We start from the raw sequence: 14,562 nt of genomic DNA, 5'->3' as shown, positions 1-14,562 counted from the left end.
CGACCGCCGGAAATCAGCAAAAACGCTTCAGCGTGGTCAGCATGTCGTCGGCGCTGAAGGGTTTGGTGATGAAGTCATCCATTCCCGCAGCCAGGCAGGCTTGCCGGTCGCTTTCCATGGCATTGGCTGTCAGTGCGATGATCGGGATTCGGGCGCGGGCCTGATTGTCCTCTTCCGCGCGGATCAGCCGGGTGGCTTCCAGACCATCCATTTCAGGGAGCTGCAGGTCCATCAGAATCAGATCAAAGGCTTGGTTTTGCCAGGCCTGAATGGCCTGCTTGCCGGTCATGGTCAAGGTGGTGAGACACCCGAAACGCTTGAGCAAACGTTCGCCGAGGAGCTGATTGACCGGCGTGTCTTCGACCAGCAGGATCCGTTTGCCCTGCAGGTCGGGGTCGGTGCTGTGCAGGATGTTGCTGCGGGTTGCACGCGTAGGCGTTTGGGCAAGCTTGGCCAGGATGGAGAAGCGGAAGGTGCTGCCCTGCCCCGGCATGCTCTCCAGTTCGATGTCGCCCTGCATCAGGCTGACCAGGCGATGCACGATGGCCAGCCCCAGCCCGGTGCCGCCATACTTCCGGCTGGTTGAACTCTCCGCTTGCGAGAAGGGTGCGAAGATCATTTCGCGCTTCTCCGGGTCAATGCCGATGCCCGTGTCCGTCACCGCAAAATGAATCCGGACATGATCGTGTTCGGCGGGGGTGCTGCGCACGACCAGGGTGATGGCACCGCGTTCGGTAAATTTCAGGGCGTTCGAGATCAGATTGGTCAGAATCTGGCGCAGTCGGAAAGGATCGCCAATCACGTGGTCGGCGAGTCCCCCTTCGGCGTGCCAGCTGATGCTCAGTCCCTTGGCATGGGCCTGCACGGCGTAAATGCCGACCAGACTGTTGAGCAAATCGGAGAGCGAGAGCGGGATCTGTTCCAGTTGCAGATGGCCGCTGTCGACTTTGGAAAAATCGAGAATGTCGTTGAGCACCTGCAGCAGGCTTTCCCCGGAGGCTTTGACCCAGGTGAGGTACTCGCGCTGTTCATCGTCGAGCTCGGTGGAGAGGGCCAGTTCGGTCATGCCAAGAATGCCGTTCATCGGCGTCCGGATTTCATGGCTCATGGTCGCGAGAAAATCGGTTTTGGCCCGCGCGCCGGCTTCGGCGGCAATGGCCAGTGCCTTGGCCTCGTCGCGGGCCTGGGTGAGGTCGCGAATACGTTCGCCGATGGTCTGTGACATGGCGTTGAAGGCGACGCCGAGACGACCGACCTCGTCATCGCCTTCATGCACGGGCGGCGGTGTCAGATGTCCGGCGGCGACCGCCTCGCTGGCCTCGGTCAGGGCGCTCAGATGGCGTGTCAGGTAGTACCCGAGCAGTGCCAGCACGCCCGCAGACAGCAGGAGTTCGATGAGGGCAATCGCCAGACCCTGTTGAAAGAGGGCATTCCGCGCCGAGACAATGGGTTGCAGGTCGAGACCGAAATGCAGGCGTCCCAGCAGTTGACCGTAGGCCTTGACGTCGATTTCGACATCGTAGCGGGGCTTCTCGCCCTGTCCTTTGTCGAGTTGGAAGGATTTGTCTGCCAACGGCAGCCGGACACCGGCCGGCCAGCCGCTACTGGCCAAGCGCTTGCCGCCGGGGTCCGTCACCGCAACGTATTCGATCCCTTTGACGGCCGTGCTTTCCTCGATCACGGCTTGAACCGTGGCGAAGTCCCGTTGCGCCAGGGGGGCCACGATGGCTGCGATGAGCACCGGCGCAATCTGGTCGGCCTGGCGCCGGGCTTGCTCCCCCATGTTGTCCGCCAGCAAACGCAGGCTATTGGTCACCAGCAAGGTGAGCATCACCGCTTCGACCAGGACAGCGACCAGCAGCAGACGACCACGCACCGAGCGCGGCAGGAGTCTCGTCATCATTTGGCCCGCAACTCGCGCAGTGTTTCTGCCGCAAAGGGCTCCATGGCATCCAGCTCACGGGCCTTGAGCTTGCGATAACCACCGAGTTTGTTCTGTTCGAAGTAATTCTTGCCAGCGGCCGATTCGGCAAATTGCGCCAAGGCCGTCTCAATTTTGAGTTGAAGGTTTTTTTGGCGTTTGTTCAACAGATAAACGCGGCCAACCATGGTCTCGCTTTCCGCAAAGATGCGGAGCGCGTCCTGCTGGTCGCGCGGCAGTTTCTGGTAGTTGGCCAGTGAGGTGAAGGCCAGCGCTGCATCGCCGGCGAGCACCTGGCGGCTGACGCTGTCGGCTGCAGAGACATAGCGGATGGTGACGTCGTTCAGGCTGTTCTGTTTCAGCCAATGTTGTCCCCATAGCGTCACGAGCGATGTGGGCGACAGCCCCAATACGGTGCTGCCGCGAAGGTCGGCGGGCTTGCTCAGCTTGCTGTTGGCGGGGACCAGTGCAACGGCTTTGAAATCGGCCTGATAGGTCAGCAGGGGCAGATATTGGGCCTGTGTCTGGAACAGCCGGGCCTGGTGGCCGGTCGTAATGGCCAGGTCGTAATCCTGATTGAGGGCACGGCGGGCGAACTCGGTGAAATCGGGGGCTGTTTGCAGGTCGACCGTCTGACCCAGGGATTTTTCAAGATGTTGGCGCAGGGGCTGGTACATCTCCAGAATGACCCGCGCGCTGGTGTGTGGTGCGACCCCCAGGCGAAAAGCCTCCTGCGCCTGCGCCAGCATGGTGCTGCCCAGGCAGATCAAGGTAAGGCATAGCGTGCGCAAACCGGCGTGTCTCATGTGAGCCTCTCAGGCGTTCAGTTTTTCCAGGGCCTCGCGCAGCTTGCCCGGTTCTTCCAGGCGCAGCATCCGACGGACATGCGGGATCAACTCGCCGATGTCGGATTTCAGCACCCGGTTTTTGACCTCAAGAATTTGCGAGGGATGCATGGAGAAAATACGCAGGCCCATGCCCAGGAGCAGGCGGGTCAGAGCCGGATCGCCGGCGAGTTCGCCGCAGACCGAAACCGGGATGCCGACTTTTTCCGCGCTGGAAATCGTGTGGGCGAGCAGCATGAGGACGGCGGGGTGAAGCGGATCGTACAGGCTGGCCACCTGCTCGTCGGAGCGGTCGATGGCAAGGGTGTATTGAATCAGGTCGTTGGTGCCGATCGAGAGGAAATCGAGGCGCCGCAGAAAGAGGCCGACGGCCAGTGCAGCAGCCGGGATTTCGATCATGCCGCCGACCTGGATGTGTTCGTCGAACGTGACTTTTTCGGCGCGCAGACTGGCCTTGGCCTGCTCAAGGGCGGCCAGGGTCTGATCGATTTCGTGCGCATGGGCCAGCATCGGGATGAGCAGTTTGATCGGTCCGTACTTCGATGCCCGCAGAATGGCCCGCAGCTGAATCTGGAACATCTGCGGTTCGGACAGGGAAAGACGGATCGCACGCCGACCGAGTGCCGGGTTGGTTTTAACCCGGTCGCCCAGGGTGCTCTCCGGGCGGATGTCCTTGTCGTTGCCCAGATCGAAGGTCCGGATGGTGACCGGGCGGCCATTCATGCCTTTGACGACCTTCTTGTAGGCGTCGTATTGCTCCCGCTCATCGGGCATGTCGCCGCGGTCGAGGAAGAGGAACTCGGTACGGAAGAGCCCCACCCCTTCGGCACCGGCCTCCAGGGCGACCGGCACATCGCCCGGCAATTCGATGTTCGCGTACAGGCTGACGGGAACCTCGTCGATCGTCTCCGATTTTGCGGTTTTGAGGCGTTTGAGCTTGCTTCTTTCCAGTTCGATCTGGTTTTTACGAAGCTGGTACTCCTCCAGGATGCGCGGGTCCGGATTGACGATGACGACGCCGCGGGTACCGTCGATGATCAGCTGTTCGCCGTCACGGATCAGGGCGCGCGCATTTTCCAGGCCGACGATGGACGGGATGGCCATGGAGCGGGCCAGGATGGCCGTATGCGAGGTGGCACCGCCGACATCGGTGATGAAGGAGGCAAAACGGTGATCCTTGAAGGAGATGGTGTCGGCCGGCGAGAGATCGTGGGCCACGACAATCAGGGCTTCTTCCTTCGTCCCCTTGCTGACCTTGGGGGCGGGGCGTCCGGCGTGGCCGAGCAGTTCCTTGACGACCCGCTCCACGACCTGCACGACGTCGAATTTCCGCTCGCGCAGATAGGGATCGTCAAACGCCTCGAACTGATCCACCAGATGCTCCATCTGTTGAACCAGGGCCCATTCGGCATTGCAGCGGCGTTCGCGGATCAGCTCGCGGGGCTTGTCCACGAGCTCCGGGTCTTCCAGGAACATGGTGTGGATGTCGATGAAGGCTGCGAGTTCCGCCGGGGCGTGCTCGGTGTTTTCCTTCATCTGGATCAGTTCGTTCTTGACGGCCAGCACGGCACTGTCAAAACGGGCGATTTCCTTGTCGACCGAGCGGGCCGGAATCGTCAGGTGGGAGACTTCCAGGGTCGCATGCGACATCAGCATGGCCCGCCCGATGGCGATGCCACCCGATACGCCCAGGCCATGCAGGACAAAACTCATGGTGCTTATTCCCCTTCTCCGAAATAGTCCGCAATCAGGGCCAGCAGGGCTTGCATGGCATCGGCCTCATCCGGCCCGTCAGTTTCCAGGACCACCTTGGAGCCTTTACCGGCGGCGAGCATCATGACCCCCATGATGCTTTTGGCGTTGATGCGGCGGCTGCCTTTGCTCATCCAGACTTCGCACTTGTATTTGCCGGCGAGTTGGGTCAGTTTGGCCGAAGCCCGCGCGTGCAGGCCCAGTTTGTTGATGATTTCGGTTTCTTGAGTGAGCATGGGTCAGTGATCGAGCATGTTGAGGACGCCGTCGCGGCCGCCGTCGCGTGCACGCTGGAGCAGGACTTCCATTCCTTTTTCCCGGTACACAATGGCACGTAACAGCATGGGCAGATTGACACCGGAGAGACCTTCGATGCGCCCTGCTTCGAGGAGCTTCATGGCCAGATTGGCCGGACTCGCCCCAAAAATATCGGTGAGGACCAGCGCCCCGTCGCCTGTATCGACAAGACGCAGCATGTTTTGGGCGAGCGGCAGCAGATCCAGCGGATCATCCTGTGCGGCGATCCCCAACTGGGCGAGCTGAACCGGACGTTTGTTCAGGACGTGGCAGGCATTCTGAACCAGGGCTTCGCCGTAGCTGCCGTGGGTGATGAGCAAGATTCCAATCATGCGGCTGATTCTAACGCTTCCCTGTCGGCGGCAAAAGAAAACCCCGCTTGCGGCGGGGTTTGGAGATCATGCCGGGAGTTGGCTTTCGCCGGCCATCAATTCAGACACGGTTTCCCGTTTGCGGATTTGGTGGACTTGGTCGCCGTCCACCATCACTTCGACGGCGCGTGGGCGGGTGTTGTAGTTGGAAGCCATGGCCATGCCGTAGGCGCCGGCCGACATGACCGCCAGCAGGTCGCCGGGCTGCACGCAGAGCGGGCGGGCCTGGCCGAGGAAGTCTCCGGTTTCGCACACCGGGCCGACCACGTCGTAATCCCGGGGCGTACCGGCGCGGGCCAGGACCGGGTTGATGTCGTGCCAGGCTTCGTAGAGGGCCGGACGCATCAGGTCGTTCATGGCCGCATCGATGATGGCGAAGTTCTTGCCCTCGCCTTCCTTCAGGAACTCAACGCGGGTCAGCAGCAGGCCGGCATTGCCGACCAGGCGACGACCCGGTTCAAGGACTACCTGCAAGCCACGCCCGTTCAGCTTGTCGAGCAAGGGGGTCAGGTAGGCCGCCACGGTCGGCTGGACCTGGTCGGCCTTGTACTGGATACCGAGGCCGCCACCGAGATCGATGTGGTGCAGGTGAATGCCTTCGGCGGTCAACTGGTCGATGAGGGCCAAAATGCGGTCGAGTGCCTCGACGAAGGGCGAGGGATCGAGCAGTTGCGAGCCGATGTGGCAATCGATCCCGGCCACCTCGATATGCGGCAGGGCAGCCGCTTGGCGGTAAAGACTGAGTGCCTGTTCGTAGGCGATGCCGAACTTGGCCTCTTTCAGCCCCGTCGAAATATAGGGGTGGGTCTTGGGGTCAACGTTCGGATTGACCCGGAAACTGATCGGCGCACGCTTGCCGCAGGCAGCGGCCACCTCGTTCAGACGCTCAAGTTCAGGGGCGGATTCGATGTTGAAGCAGAAAATACCGGCCTCAAGGGCCTGGCGCATTTCTGCCGGTGTCTTGCCCACGCCGGAGAAGACAACTTTTTTCGGGTCCGCGCCAGCAGCCAGAACGCGCTGCAACTCGCCGCCGGAGACGATGTCGAAACCCGCACCCATGCGGGCAAAGAGGTTGAGGACTGCGAGGTTCGAATTGGCCTTCACGGCATAGCAGACCAAGGCACCCTGCCCGGCCGGATGGACCGTCAGTACATCCAGAAATTCCTGCAGCGCACTTTCCAGCGCGGCGCGGGAATACACGTAGGCGGGCGTGCCGAATTGTTCGGCAATGGCGGTCAGGGCGACGTTTTCGGCGTGCAGGACACCGTTTTTCTGAGTAAAGGCGGTCATTCTGGCTGTGCGGAAGGGGTTGGGGTGTCCGTGCTAACATCCGGCCGTTTTGCCGGTTTGGGCGTCGGCTTGGCATTGCCAAGCCAGGGCTCCGGTGCCGGTCCCGGCGGTAGCACCAAAGGGCCTTTCAGGCCACAGGCGGTCAGGCTCAGACACAGCAAGGCGACAGCAATTCGGGACATGGGGACGGACTGGTCAGTAAGAAAAAGGATGGTAACACGATGGAAGACAAGGATTTTAACGCACTGGCCGGCACGGCCATGACCCGTATCGAATCGGCGCTGGAGGCCGTCGATGCGGAGATCGATTTCGAGTTGGCCGCCGGTGGCGTGCTGGAAATCGAGTTTGAGGATGGCAGCAAAATCATTGTGAACCGCCATGCCGTTGCCAAGGAAATCTGGGTGGCGGCCCGTGCGGGCGGCTTCCATTTCCGCTGGGATGGTGCTGCCTGGGTGGACACCCGTGACGGACAGGAGCTGATGCAGAAGCTGTCCGCCCTCGCCAGCCAGCAGGCTGGCGAGACCGTGGTCTTGCGCTGACTTAGTCGCTGGGCGGCTTGCTCAGATCCGGTTTGGGTTCGGGCAAGGCTGCGGCTTCGTCAGGCGCCGGCGCCTGACCGATGTTTTCCGCGTAAATGTAGTTGCGGTCGCGCCCTTCGCCTTGTGCCACGAGGCCGTCCGGCATCGGTGGCGTTTGCGGCGGAACATCTTTCAGGGCCCGTTGCATGTAGCCGATCCAGATCGGGAGGGCGGCGACCCCGCCGGTTTCCTTGTCGCCCAGCTTCTTTGGCTGATCGAAGCCAACCCAGGCGCACCCTGCTGCCGTCATCTGGTAACCGCAGAACCAGGCATCGACGTACTCGTTCGTGGTGCCCGTCTTGCCGGCCAGATCCTGCCGTTTCAGGGTAGCCGAGGCGCGGGCGGCGGTACCGTAAATCGTCACGTCGCGCAGCATGGCGTCCATCATGAAGGCATTGCGCGGATCAATGACGCGAATGCTTTCATCTCCTGCTGGCGTGGCTGCAGCCTGGGCCAGCACCTGATTTTTTTCATCGCGGATTTCGCTGACCACGTAAGGGCTGATCTTGAAGCCGCCATTGGCAAATACCGCGTAGCCGGTCACCATCTGCCACGGGGTGACCGAGCCGGCGCCCAGTGCCATGGTCAGGTAAGGCGGGTGTTTGTCGGCGTCAAAACCAAAGCGCGAGGTGTAGTCCTGGGCGTATTGGGTTCCCATCGCTTGCAGGATACGAATCGAGACCATGTTCTTGGATTTGGCCAGCGCGGTCCGCAGCTTCATGGGGCCTTCATATTTGCCGTCGTAGTTATGCGGCTCCCACGCCTGAGCGCCGGTCTGGCTTGCCGGAATCACGATGGGTTCGTCGGCAACGATGCTGCCCGGCGTGTAGCCTTTTTCCAGGGAGGCCGAATAGATGAAGGGCTTGAAGCTGGAGCCGGGCTGGCGCCAGGCCTGAGTCACGTGGTTGTATTTGTTTCGATTGAAGTCAAAGCCACCGACCAGCGCGCGAATGGCGCCACTTTGCGGGTCGACCGCCACAAAGGCTGACTCCACTTCAGGGAGCTGGGCAATTTGCCATTGTCCCTTGTCATCCTTCTGCAGTCGAATGACGGCGCCGCGCTTCAGTCGCTTGTTGGGCGGCGCCTTGTCGTCCAGCATGCGGGCCGCGAATTTGAGGCTGTCGCCTGCCAGACTCACGATTTCGCCTCCACGGCGATAAGCGCGGAGTTGTTTGTTGTCCGCACTCAGGACAATGGCCGGAACGAGGTCGCCGGCATCGACAATATCGTGCAGCGCGTCATCCAGGGCTTCGTCCTGATCCGAGGTGATCTGTTTCATCTCCAGGTACGCTTCTGCGCCCCGGTAGCCATGTCGCCGGTCATAGTCCATCACGCCTTTGCGCAGGCTGTTGTAAGCGGCTTCCTGTTCTGCTTTGATCAGGGTGGTGTACACCTTGAGGCCACGCGTGTAGACATCCTCCGGGAAGCGCTCAACGACCATTTGCCGGGCCATTTCGGCAACGTATTCGGCGTGGACCGCGTAGTCGCCGAGTTCTCGACGCAGCACCAGCGGCTCTTTCAAGGCTGCTTCGTGTTGAGCGTCGGTGATGTGGCCGAGTTCGTGCATGCGGCGCAGCACATATTGCTGACGCAACTTGGCGCGCTTGGGATTGACGATCGGGTTATATGCGGACGGGGCCTTCGGGAGCCCGGCGAGCATGGCTGCTTCGGCAATGGAAATGTCCTTCAGCGGTTTTCCGAAATAAATCTGGGCGGCGGCGGCAAAACCGTAGGCGCGCTGACCGAGGAAAATCTGATTGATGTAAAGCTCAAGAATCTGGTCCTTGCTCAGGTTGTTTTCGATCTTGAAGGACAGCAACGCTTCGTAGAGCTTACGGGTGTAAGTTTTCTCACCGGTCAGGAAAAAATTGCGTGCAACCTGTTGGGTGATCGTCGACGCGCCCTGACGTTTGCCTCCGCCGATAACGTTTGTGACCGCAGCGCGAATGACGCCGACATAATCAATGCCGTTGTGATGATAGAATCGGTCATCTTCTGCCGAGAGAATGGCCTGCTTCATGATGTCCGGCACTTCCTGGATATTCACGACAGCGCGTCGTTCCTCACCGAACTCGCCAATCAGATGTCCGTCTGCTGAGTAGATACGCAAGGGAATCTTGGGGCGGTAGTCCGTGAGTACTTCCAGAGAAGGAAGATTGGGATAGGCCAGGACTACCATGATCATGCCGACGGCAATGACGATTGCGATGGCGCCGGCGATCATCAGCAAGGGGTACAGCAGAATGCGAAGCGAGGTAGGGGCGTTCGGCACGGTTGAGGCCATTTAAAAAAGTAAATTGACTGCGGGGCATTATACGCTGGCAGGATGTGGCCTCATGAAAGTCCTTTACAGCATTGGGGCTTGTTGCTAGGATTTGAAGTGAATTATTGGATTTTTATCTAACTACGTATTCTGTAAAGGTTTTTTGGGGGGGCTGTGCGTTTCGATATCTCCGCTTTGCTCAATCCAAAGGCAAAATCCCTGCTTGGCTTGGACATCAGTTCGTCTGCGGTCAAGCTGGTAGAGCTTGCTGCGGATGGGAAAAATGGCTATCGCGTTGAACGCTATGCCATTGAAGTTCTCCCCAAGGATGCCGTCGCAGACGGCAATATTGTCAATCACGATGGTGCTGTTGAGTCGGTCAAGCGAGCCTGGAAGCGTTTGGGTACCTCGACGCGCAACGTCGCCATGGCCCTGCCTACTTCGGCGGTCATCACGAAAAAAATCATCGTGCCCGCTGGCTTGCGTGAAGAAGAGTTGGGCATTCTGGTTGAAACAGAAGCCAATCAGTACATTCCGTTTGCCATCGAGGAAGTGAATCTCGACTATCAGGTCATTGGGCGTTCGCCTGTTTCTGCCGACGAGTTGGAGGTGTTGATTGCTGCCTCCAAAAAAGAGCGTGTCGAGGACCGGGTTGCGGTTGCCGAAGCGGCTGGCTTGAAGGCCACCGTCATGGACGTTGAGTCTCTGGCATCGCTGGCGGCATTCGAGTTGATTCAGCGTCAGTTGCCAGATGCCGGGCGCAACCAGATTGTTGCCCTGGTCGACGCTGGGGCCAACGTCACGACGCTGACGGTGCTTCGTAACGGTCAGCAGGTATATAGCCGCGAACAGGCTTTCGGTGGCCATCAGTTGACTCAGGAAATCGCCCGTCATTTCGGGATGAACCTGGATGATGCGGAGGCTGCGAAGCGGCGTGGAGATTTGCCCGAGGGATACGAAACCGAGTTGCAAGTGCCGTTCATGGAAGGGCTGGCATTGGAGATTTCCCGTGCTCTGCAATTCTTCTTTACATCCACTCAATTCAACCACGTTGACCATATCGTGCTTGCCGGTGGGTGCGCGGTCATGCCCGGGATTGAAGATATTGTCGCAACCCGCACTCAAGTGAATACCTTGCTTGCCAACCCCTTTGCGAACATGGCTGTTTCGGATTGGGTACGTTCCAAGGCACTCCTTGCTGATGCATCATCGTTGATGATTGCCTGTGGCCTTGCTCTGCGGAGGTTTGACCCAGCATGATCCGCATTAATCTGCTCCCCCACCGGGAAGAGGCTCGGAAGGCTCGACGCCAGCAATTTTACGTACTGGGTGGTTTGATATCCGTACTGGCTACGCTTATCGTTTTTGCTGGGTTCACGTTCATCTCGGGCTATGTGGATAGCCAACAGGAAACGAACAATTTCCTGAAAACGGAAATTGCCAAACTCGATGCGCAACTTGATCAGATCAAGCGTCTCAAGGAACAGACGCAGGCGCTGTTGGCACGTAAACAGATTATTGAGAACCTGCAGCGCGACCGTGGCGAGACGGTCTACTTGTTGAGCGAGATGGTGTCGCAAGTGCCTGAAGGTGTGTATTTGAAGACACTGAAACAGGATGGTCTGACGGTCAACATGACCGGATATGCACAATCCAATGCGCGTGTTTCCGCATTGATGCGCAATCTGGAGGCCTCTCCCTGGCTTGAGAATCCTCAATTGGTTGAAGTTAAGGCGGGGGTTCTGCATGGGCGGCGTATTAACGAATTTGTCATGAACGTAACCCTGACTCGCGTGAAAGCTGACGACGGCAAGGTGAAGAAATAATGGCTAAATCGCTGACATTGCCTCAAGTCGACTTCCAGAAGATTGCCGACGAATTTCGCTATCTCAATCCGAATGATCCGGGCGCATGGCCCCTGATTCCGAAAGTGGTGATCCTGGCGGGCTGGTTTTTGGCCGTCTTGATTGCCGGCTGGTGGTTTGTTTGGAGTGATCAGCTGACGGAGCTGGAAACCAAGGAACAAGAAGAGCAGACGTTGCGCCAGCAATATCTGGAAAAAAAGCGTCAGGCGATCAATCTTGACCTCTACACGCAGCAGTTGGCAGATATTGACCGCTCGTTCGGCGCACTCCTCAAGCAACTTCCTAACAAATCCGAAATCGAGTCATTGCTGATTGAGATTAACCAGGCAGGTCTGGGACGTGGCCTGCAATTTGAACTCTTCCGTCCGGGCAATGAAGAATTCAAGGATTTTTATGCGGAAATGCCGATCGCTGTTCGCATTAACGGTACTTACCATGATATCGGGGCTTTCGCTGCTGATATTGCAAAATTGCCACGCATCGTCACGCTCAACAATATCGCGATTACCCCGATGAAGGACGGCGGCTTGCTGACCTTGGATGCAACGACAAAGACTTTCCGTTACTTGGACGATGAAGAGGTCGCTCGACAGAAAAAGGCGCTGCAGGGGGCTAAAAAGTGAATAAGCTGATCGCTTTTTCGATGATTCTCTTGTTGTCGGGCTGTGGCGGCGCAGATCATGAAGACTTGCGTCAGTGGATGACGGATAGCGCAAAAGATATGCGTGGCAATATCCCGAAGCTACCCGAGGTTCTGCCTTATGAGCCGGTGCCCTATACGGTGGAGGGGCAACTCGACCCCTTCAAGGCCAGCAAAATTGAGCCCGATGCTAAAAATCGCTTCAATGGCAAGGGCGGTGCTTTTCAGCCTGATTTTGAGGCCAGGGACCTTAGAAATAATCTGCTTGAAAAATATCCGATCGAATCATTGAAAATGATTGGATACATGAATATTAATCGGCAGCCGATTGCCGTTGTTCAGGTTGAGGATAAAGTAAAACAAGTCAAGATGGGTGATTATCTTGGCCTCGATTTCGGGATGGTGACCAAAATCACGGATAAGGAAATCGAGTTGAGGGAATTGATTCAGGATTCTGCCGGTGATTGGAGCGAGCGCAAGAGTTCGCTTTTCCTGCAGAGCAAGGAGGGAAGTAAGCAATGAAATTGATCAATCGTCTCCGGCTTGTCGCCTTGGCTGGCAGCCTGTTTTGGGCTGGGAGTGTATTGGCACAAACGCCCTCGAATGTGATCGAGGCAATTAACGTCTCTCCGCAAGGCACCGATGTTGCCGTCAAGATTGATCTTAAGGAACCGCTTGCAAAAGGGCCTGCAGGATTCAGTGTGGCGAATCCCGCAAAAATTGCACTGGATTTTCCGGCAACCACAAACGGCCTGGGTAAAAATGCACAGGTGGTGAATGAGGGAGATTTGCACAGCTTGAATATCGTGCAAGTGGGCGAGCGGACACGATTGGTCCTGAATCTGACCCGCAATATGAATTATTCAACCCGCCTCGATGGCCGTTCCTTGTATGTGCTGCTTTCCCCGATTGCGCGTATTTCAGATGCACAAGTTCAGCGCGGTAGTCGATTTGCGGAAGAAACCCTGGTTGGGAGCAAGCATGCGATTCGCGATATTTCTTTCCGGCGCGGCAAAGATGGTGAAGGGCGGGTTATTGTTGATCTGAGCGATGCGGGTACCGGGATTGATATTCGCCAACAAGGAACTTCATTGTTGGTTGATTTTTCGAAAACCACGCTGCCTGACAGTTTGCGCCGTCGCTTGGATGTGCTGGATTTTGCAACCCCAATTTCGACCATTGAAACCAAACCGTTTGGCGATAATGTACGCATGGTGATTACACCAAAGGGGCAGTGGGAGCATAACGCCTATCAAAGCGACAACCAGTTCGTTATTGAAGTTAAACGCATTGTTGAAGATCCCAATAAACTCGTTCAAGGAACAAAAACCGGCTACCAGGGGCCGCGCGTCAGCATTAACTATCAAAATGGCGATGTTCGTGCGTTACTGCGCTTGATGGCGGAAGAGTTAGGCTTGAATGCAGTCATCAGCGAAACGGTGACTGGCTCTACGACGCTGGTTTTGAAAGATGTACCGGCGGACCAGGTAATCGATATCATCTTCCAGCAAAAAGGCTTGGATATGCGGAAGAAGGGCAACATCATCATGATTGCCCCTCGCGATGAAATTGCAACACGCGAAAAAACTGAGTTCGAATCCAAGCAACAGATCAGTGAACTGGAACCGCTGCAATCCGAACAATTTGTATTGAACTATGCCAAAGCTGCGGATGTGGCCCGCTTGCTTGCCGGTCTGGCGCCACTGGGGCCCGCGGGGCAATCAGTGCCGATGCCAACGCCTGGGTCGAACACGCAAAATGCACTCAGAATGCTAAGCAAACGCGGCAGTGTGATTGCCGATATTCAATCCAACCAGATTTTTGTTAACGATATTCCTTCTAAAATGGATGAAATTCGTGCCTTCATCAAAGCAGTGGATATTGGTGCGAAGCAGGTTTTAATTGAAGCTCGGGTTGTTGAGGCGACAGATGATTTTAATAAGACCCTAGGTGCGAAGCTCAATTTCCTGAACCGTCAGCCTGTGCAGTTGGGGGGCAGTGGAACTTACTTGGGCGGCGGGGCATATTCTCCTCCGACGCGAAGTAGCAGTGTTAACCTGGAAACAGGTGTGACCACGGGGACGTCAACACCGGGGACTCAAACAAGCGCAAATAACATTGGTATTAATCTTCCATCCTATGCGTCGAAGGGGGGGACATTGGCTTTCTCTTTGTTTAATGCCTCTCTGACTCGCATTTTGAATCTTGAATTGGCTGCACTGGAAATTGATGGGGTCGGTCGGATTGTGTCGTCGCCGCGAGTGATTACTGCCAATAACGTTAAAGCCAAGATTGAGGATGGGACTGAAATACCCTATGTCACTACTACGAACTCAGGCGGGGTGGTGACGCAGACAGTAAGTTTTAAGCCTGCCAAACTGGTGCTTGAGGCGACGCCTCAGATAACGCCGGAAGGGACCGTCAAGATGAATCTCGTCATCAAGAAGGAAGAGGCTGATTGGACCAATGCTGTATTGGGAAATCCCCCGATCAAAAGTTCGGTGGTGGAGACCAATGTGGTTGTTGAGAATGGGGGTACGGTGGTCGTGGGTGGGGTCTATATTACGAACACACAGAACTCCGTTGAAAAGGTGCCCTTGTTGGGGGATATTCCAGTATTGGGCTGGATGTTTAAATATAAGAATGAGATTGGTAAACGTCGCGAGTTGTTGGTCTTCATCACGCCTCGCATCATTTCAGAAAAAATGCGTTTGGACTAATTCTGAAGCGCTTTCAAAAG

At 57.2% G+C, this 14,562-nt stretch carries 14 protein-coding genes; 6 read left to right on the top strand and 8 right to left on the bottom strand.

Annotated elements, in window-relative coordinates; all coding sequences use genetic code 11:
• Positions 1-13: 13 nt before the first annotated feature.
• From AACO21_RS00850 to AACO21_RS00820, 7 genes are all read right to left on the bottom strand, one after another.
• The gene (locus AACO21_RS00850) at positions 14-1,903 is read right to left on the bottom strand and encodes an ATP-binding protein (protein ID WP_346190585.1); all 1,890 of its coding nucleotides are present in this window, start codon (positions 1,901-1,903) and stop codon (positions 14-16) included.
• Complete coding sequence (locus AACO21_RS00845; protein ID WP_346190584.1) at positions 1,900-2,727, bottom strand: phosphate/phosphite/phosphonate ABC transporter substrate-binding protein; 828 nt, start codon at positions 2,725-2,727, stop codon at positions 1,900-1,902. The genes AACO21_RS00850 and AACO21_RS00845 overlap by 4 nt, the downstream gene beginning before the upstream one ends.
• A 9-nt stretch (positions 2,728-2,736) precedes the next feature.
• A complete protein-coding gene (gene ptsP, locus AACO21_RS00840; protein ID WP_346190583.1) occupies positions 2,737-4,479 on the bottom strand; it encodes a phosphoenolpyruvate--protein phosphotransferase in 1,743 nt (580 codons plus the stop codon).
• A 5-nt stretch (positions 4,480-4,484) separates the two neighbouring features.
• The gene (locus tag AACO21_RS00835; RefSeq protein ID WP_346190582.1) at positions 4,485-4,754 is read right to left on the bottom strand and encodes an HPr family phosphocarrier protein; all 270 of its coding nucleotides are present in this window, start codon (positions 4,752-4,754) and stop codon (positions 4,485-4,487) included.
• 3 nt (positions 4,755-4,757) lie between these two features.
• A complete protein-coding gene (locus tag AACO21_RS00830) occupies positions 4,758-5,147 on the bottom strand; it encodes a PTS fructose transporter subunit IIA (RefSeq protein WP_346190581.1) in 390 nt (129 codons plus the stop codon).
• Between the two features lie 66 nt (positions 5,148-5,213).
• Positions 5,214-6,476 carry a diaminopimelate decarboxylase gene (gene lysA, locus AACO21_RS00825; protein ID WP_346190579.1) on the bottom strand — a complete coding sequence of 421 codons (1,263 nt, stop codon included), beginning with the start codon at positions 6,474-6,476 and terminating at the stop codon, positions 5,214-5,216.
• A complete protein-coding gene (locus tag AACO21_RS00820) occupies positions 6,473-6,658 on the bottom strand; it encodes a lipoprotein (protein ID WP_346190578.1) in 186 nt (61 codons plus the stop codon). The genes lysA and AACO21_RS00820 overlap by 4 nt, the downstream gene beginning before the upstream one ends.
• Before the next feature lie 39 nt (positions 6,659-6,697).
• Between AACO21_RS00820 and cyaY the strand changes: the two genes are divergently transcribed.
• Positions 6,698-7,015, top strand: coding sequence for an iron donor protein CyaY (cyaY, locus tag AACO21_RS00815; protein WP_346190577.1), 318 nt, complete (start codon positions 6,698-6,700; stop codon positions 7,013-7,015).
• Between the two features lies 1 nt (position 7,016).
• On the opposite strand, the gene AACO21_RS00810 is transcribed toward cyaY, so the two are convergent.
• On the bottom strand, positions 7,017-9,278 hold the full coding sequence (locus AACO21_RS00810) for a penicillin-binding protein 1A (RefSeq protein WP_346190962.1): 2,262 nt from the start codon (positions 9,276-9,278) through the stop codon (positions 7,017-7,019).
• Positions 9,279-9,491: 213 nt separating this feature from the next.
• Here AACO21_RS00810 and AACO21_RS00805 point away from each other — a divergent pair, with 213 nt between their 5' ends.
• From AACO21_RS00805 to pilQ, 5 genes are read left to right on the top strand one after another with little or no spacing between them, the layout of a single operon-like run.
• Positions 9,492-10,577, top strand: a complete 1,086-nt coding sequence (locus AACO21_RS00805) for a pilus assembly protein PilM (RefSeq protein ID WP_346190576.1) — start codon at positions 9,492-9,494, stop codon at positions 10,575-10,577.
• Positions 10,574-11,143 (top strand): PilN domain-containing protein, encoded by a 570-nt coding sequence (locus tag AACO21_RS00800; protein WP_346190575.1) that lies wholly within the window; start codon positions 10,574-10,576, stop codon positions 11,141-11,143. The genes AACO21_RS00805 and AACO21_RS00800 overlap by 4 nt, the downstream gene beginning before the upstream one ends.
• A complete protein-coding gene (locus AACO21_RS00795) occupies positions 11,143-11,805 on the top strand; it encodes a type 4a pilus biogenesis protein PilO (RefSeq protein ID WP_346190574.1) in 663 nt (220 codons plus the stop codon). The genes AACO21_RS00800 and AACO21_RS00795 overlap by 1 nt, the downstream gene beginning before the upstream one ends.
• Positions 11,802-12,344, top strand: coding sequence for a pilus assembly protein PilP (locus tag AACO21_RS00790; RefSeq protein WP_346190573.1), 543 nt, complete (start codon positions 11,802-11,804; stop codon positions 12,342-12,344). Before AACO21_RS00795 ends, AACO21_RS00790 begins: the two co-directional genes overlap by 4 nt.
• Entirely contained in the window at positions 12,341-14,542 is a 2,202-nt protein-coding gene (pilQ, locus tag AACO21_RS00785) for a type IV pilus secretin PilQ (RefSeq protein WP_346190572.1), read from the top strand. Before AACO21_RS00790 ends, pilQ begins: the two co-directional genes overlap by 4 nt.
• Positions 14,543-14,562: the final 20 nt, after the last annotated feature.

This window comes from Dechloromonas sp. ZS-1, from assembly GCF_039649255.1.
In the GTDB taxonomy this organism is placed as follows: domain Bacteria; phylum Pseudomonadota; class Gammaproteobacteria; order Burkholderiales; family Rhodocyclaceae; genus Azonexus.
The sequence above is the reverse complement of the archived record's forward strand: the minus strand, read 5'-3'. Positions and strand labels throughout refer to the sequence as shown.

Coding starts and splice junctions, on each gene's coding strand:
- AACO21_RS00800 (WP_346190575.1), top strand. CDS start 10,574: ATGATCCGCATTAATCTGCTCCCCCACCGGGAAGAGGCTCGGAAGGCT.
- AACO21_RS00845 (WP_346190584.1), bottom strand. CDS start 2,727: ATGAGACACGCCGGTTTGCGCACGCTATGCCTTACCTTGATCTGCCTG.
- ptsP (WP_346190583.1), bottom strand. CDS start 4,479: ATGAGTTTTGTCCTGCATGGCCTGGGCGTATCGGGTGGCATCGCCATC.
- AACO21_RS00830 (WP_346190581.1), bottom strand. CDS start 5,147: ATGATTGGAATCTTGCTCATCACCCACGGCAGCTACGGCGAAGCCCTG.
- AACO21_RS00795 (WP_346190574.1), top strand. CDS start 11,143: ATGGCTAAATCGCTGACATTGCCTCAAGTCGACTTCCAGAAGATTGCC.
- lysA (WP_346190579.1), bottom strand. CDS start 6,476: ATGACCGCCTTTACTCAGAAAAACGGTGTCCTGCACGCCGAAAACGTC.
- AACO21_RS00850 (WP_346190585.1), bottom strand. CDS start 1,903: ATGATGACGAGACTCCTGCCGCGCTCGGTGCGTGGTCGTCTGCTGCTG.
- AACO21_RS00810 (WP_346190962.1), bottom strand. CDS start 9,278: ATGATCGCCGGCGCCATCGCAATCGTCATTGCCGTCGGCATGATCATG.
- AACO21_RS00835 (WP_346190582.1), bottom strand. CDS start 4,754: ATGCTCACTCAAGAAACCGAAATCATCAACAAACTGGGCCTGCACGCG.
- cyaY (WP_346190577.1), top strand. CDS start 6,698: ATGGAAGACAAGGATTTTAACGCACTGGCCGGCACGGCCATGACCCGT.
- pilQ (WP_346190572.1), top strand. CDS start 12,341: ATGAAATTGATCAATCGTCTCCGGCTTGTCGCCTTGGCTGGCAGCCTG.
- AACO21_RS00820 (WP_346190578.1), bottom strand. CDS start 6,658: ATGTCCCGAATTGCTGTCGCCTTGCTGTGTCTGAGCCTGACCGCCTGT.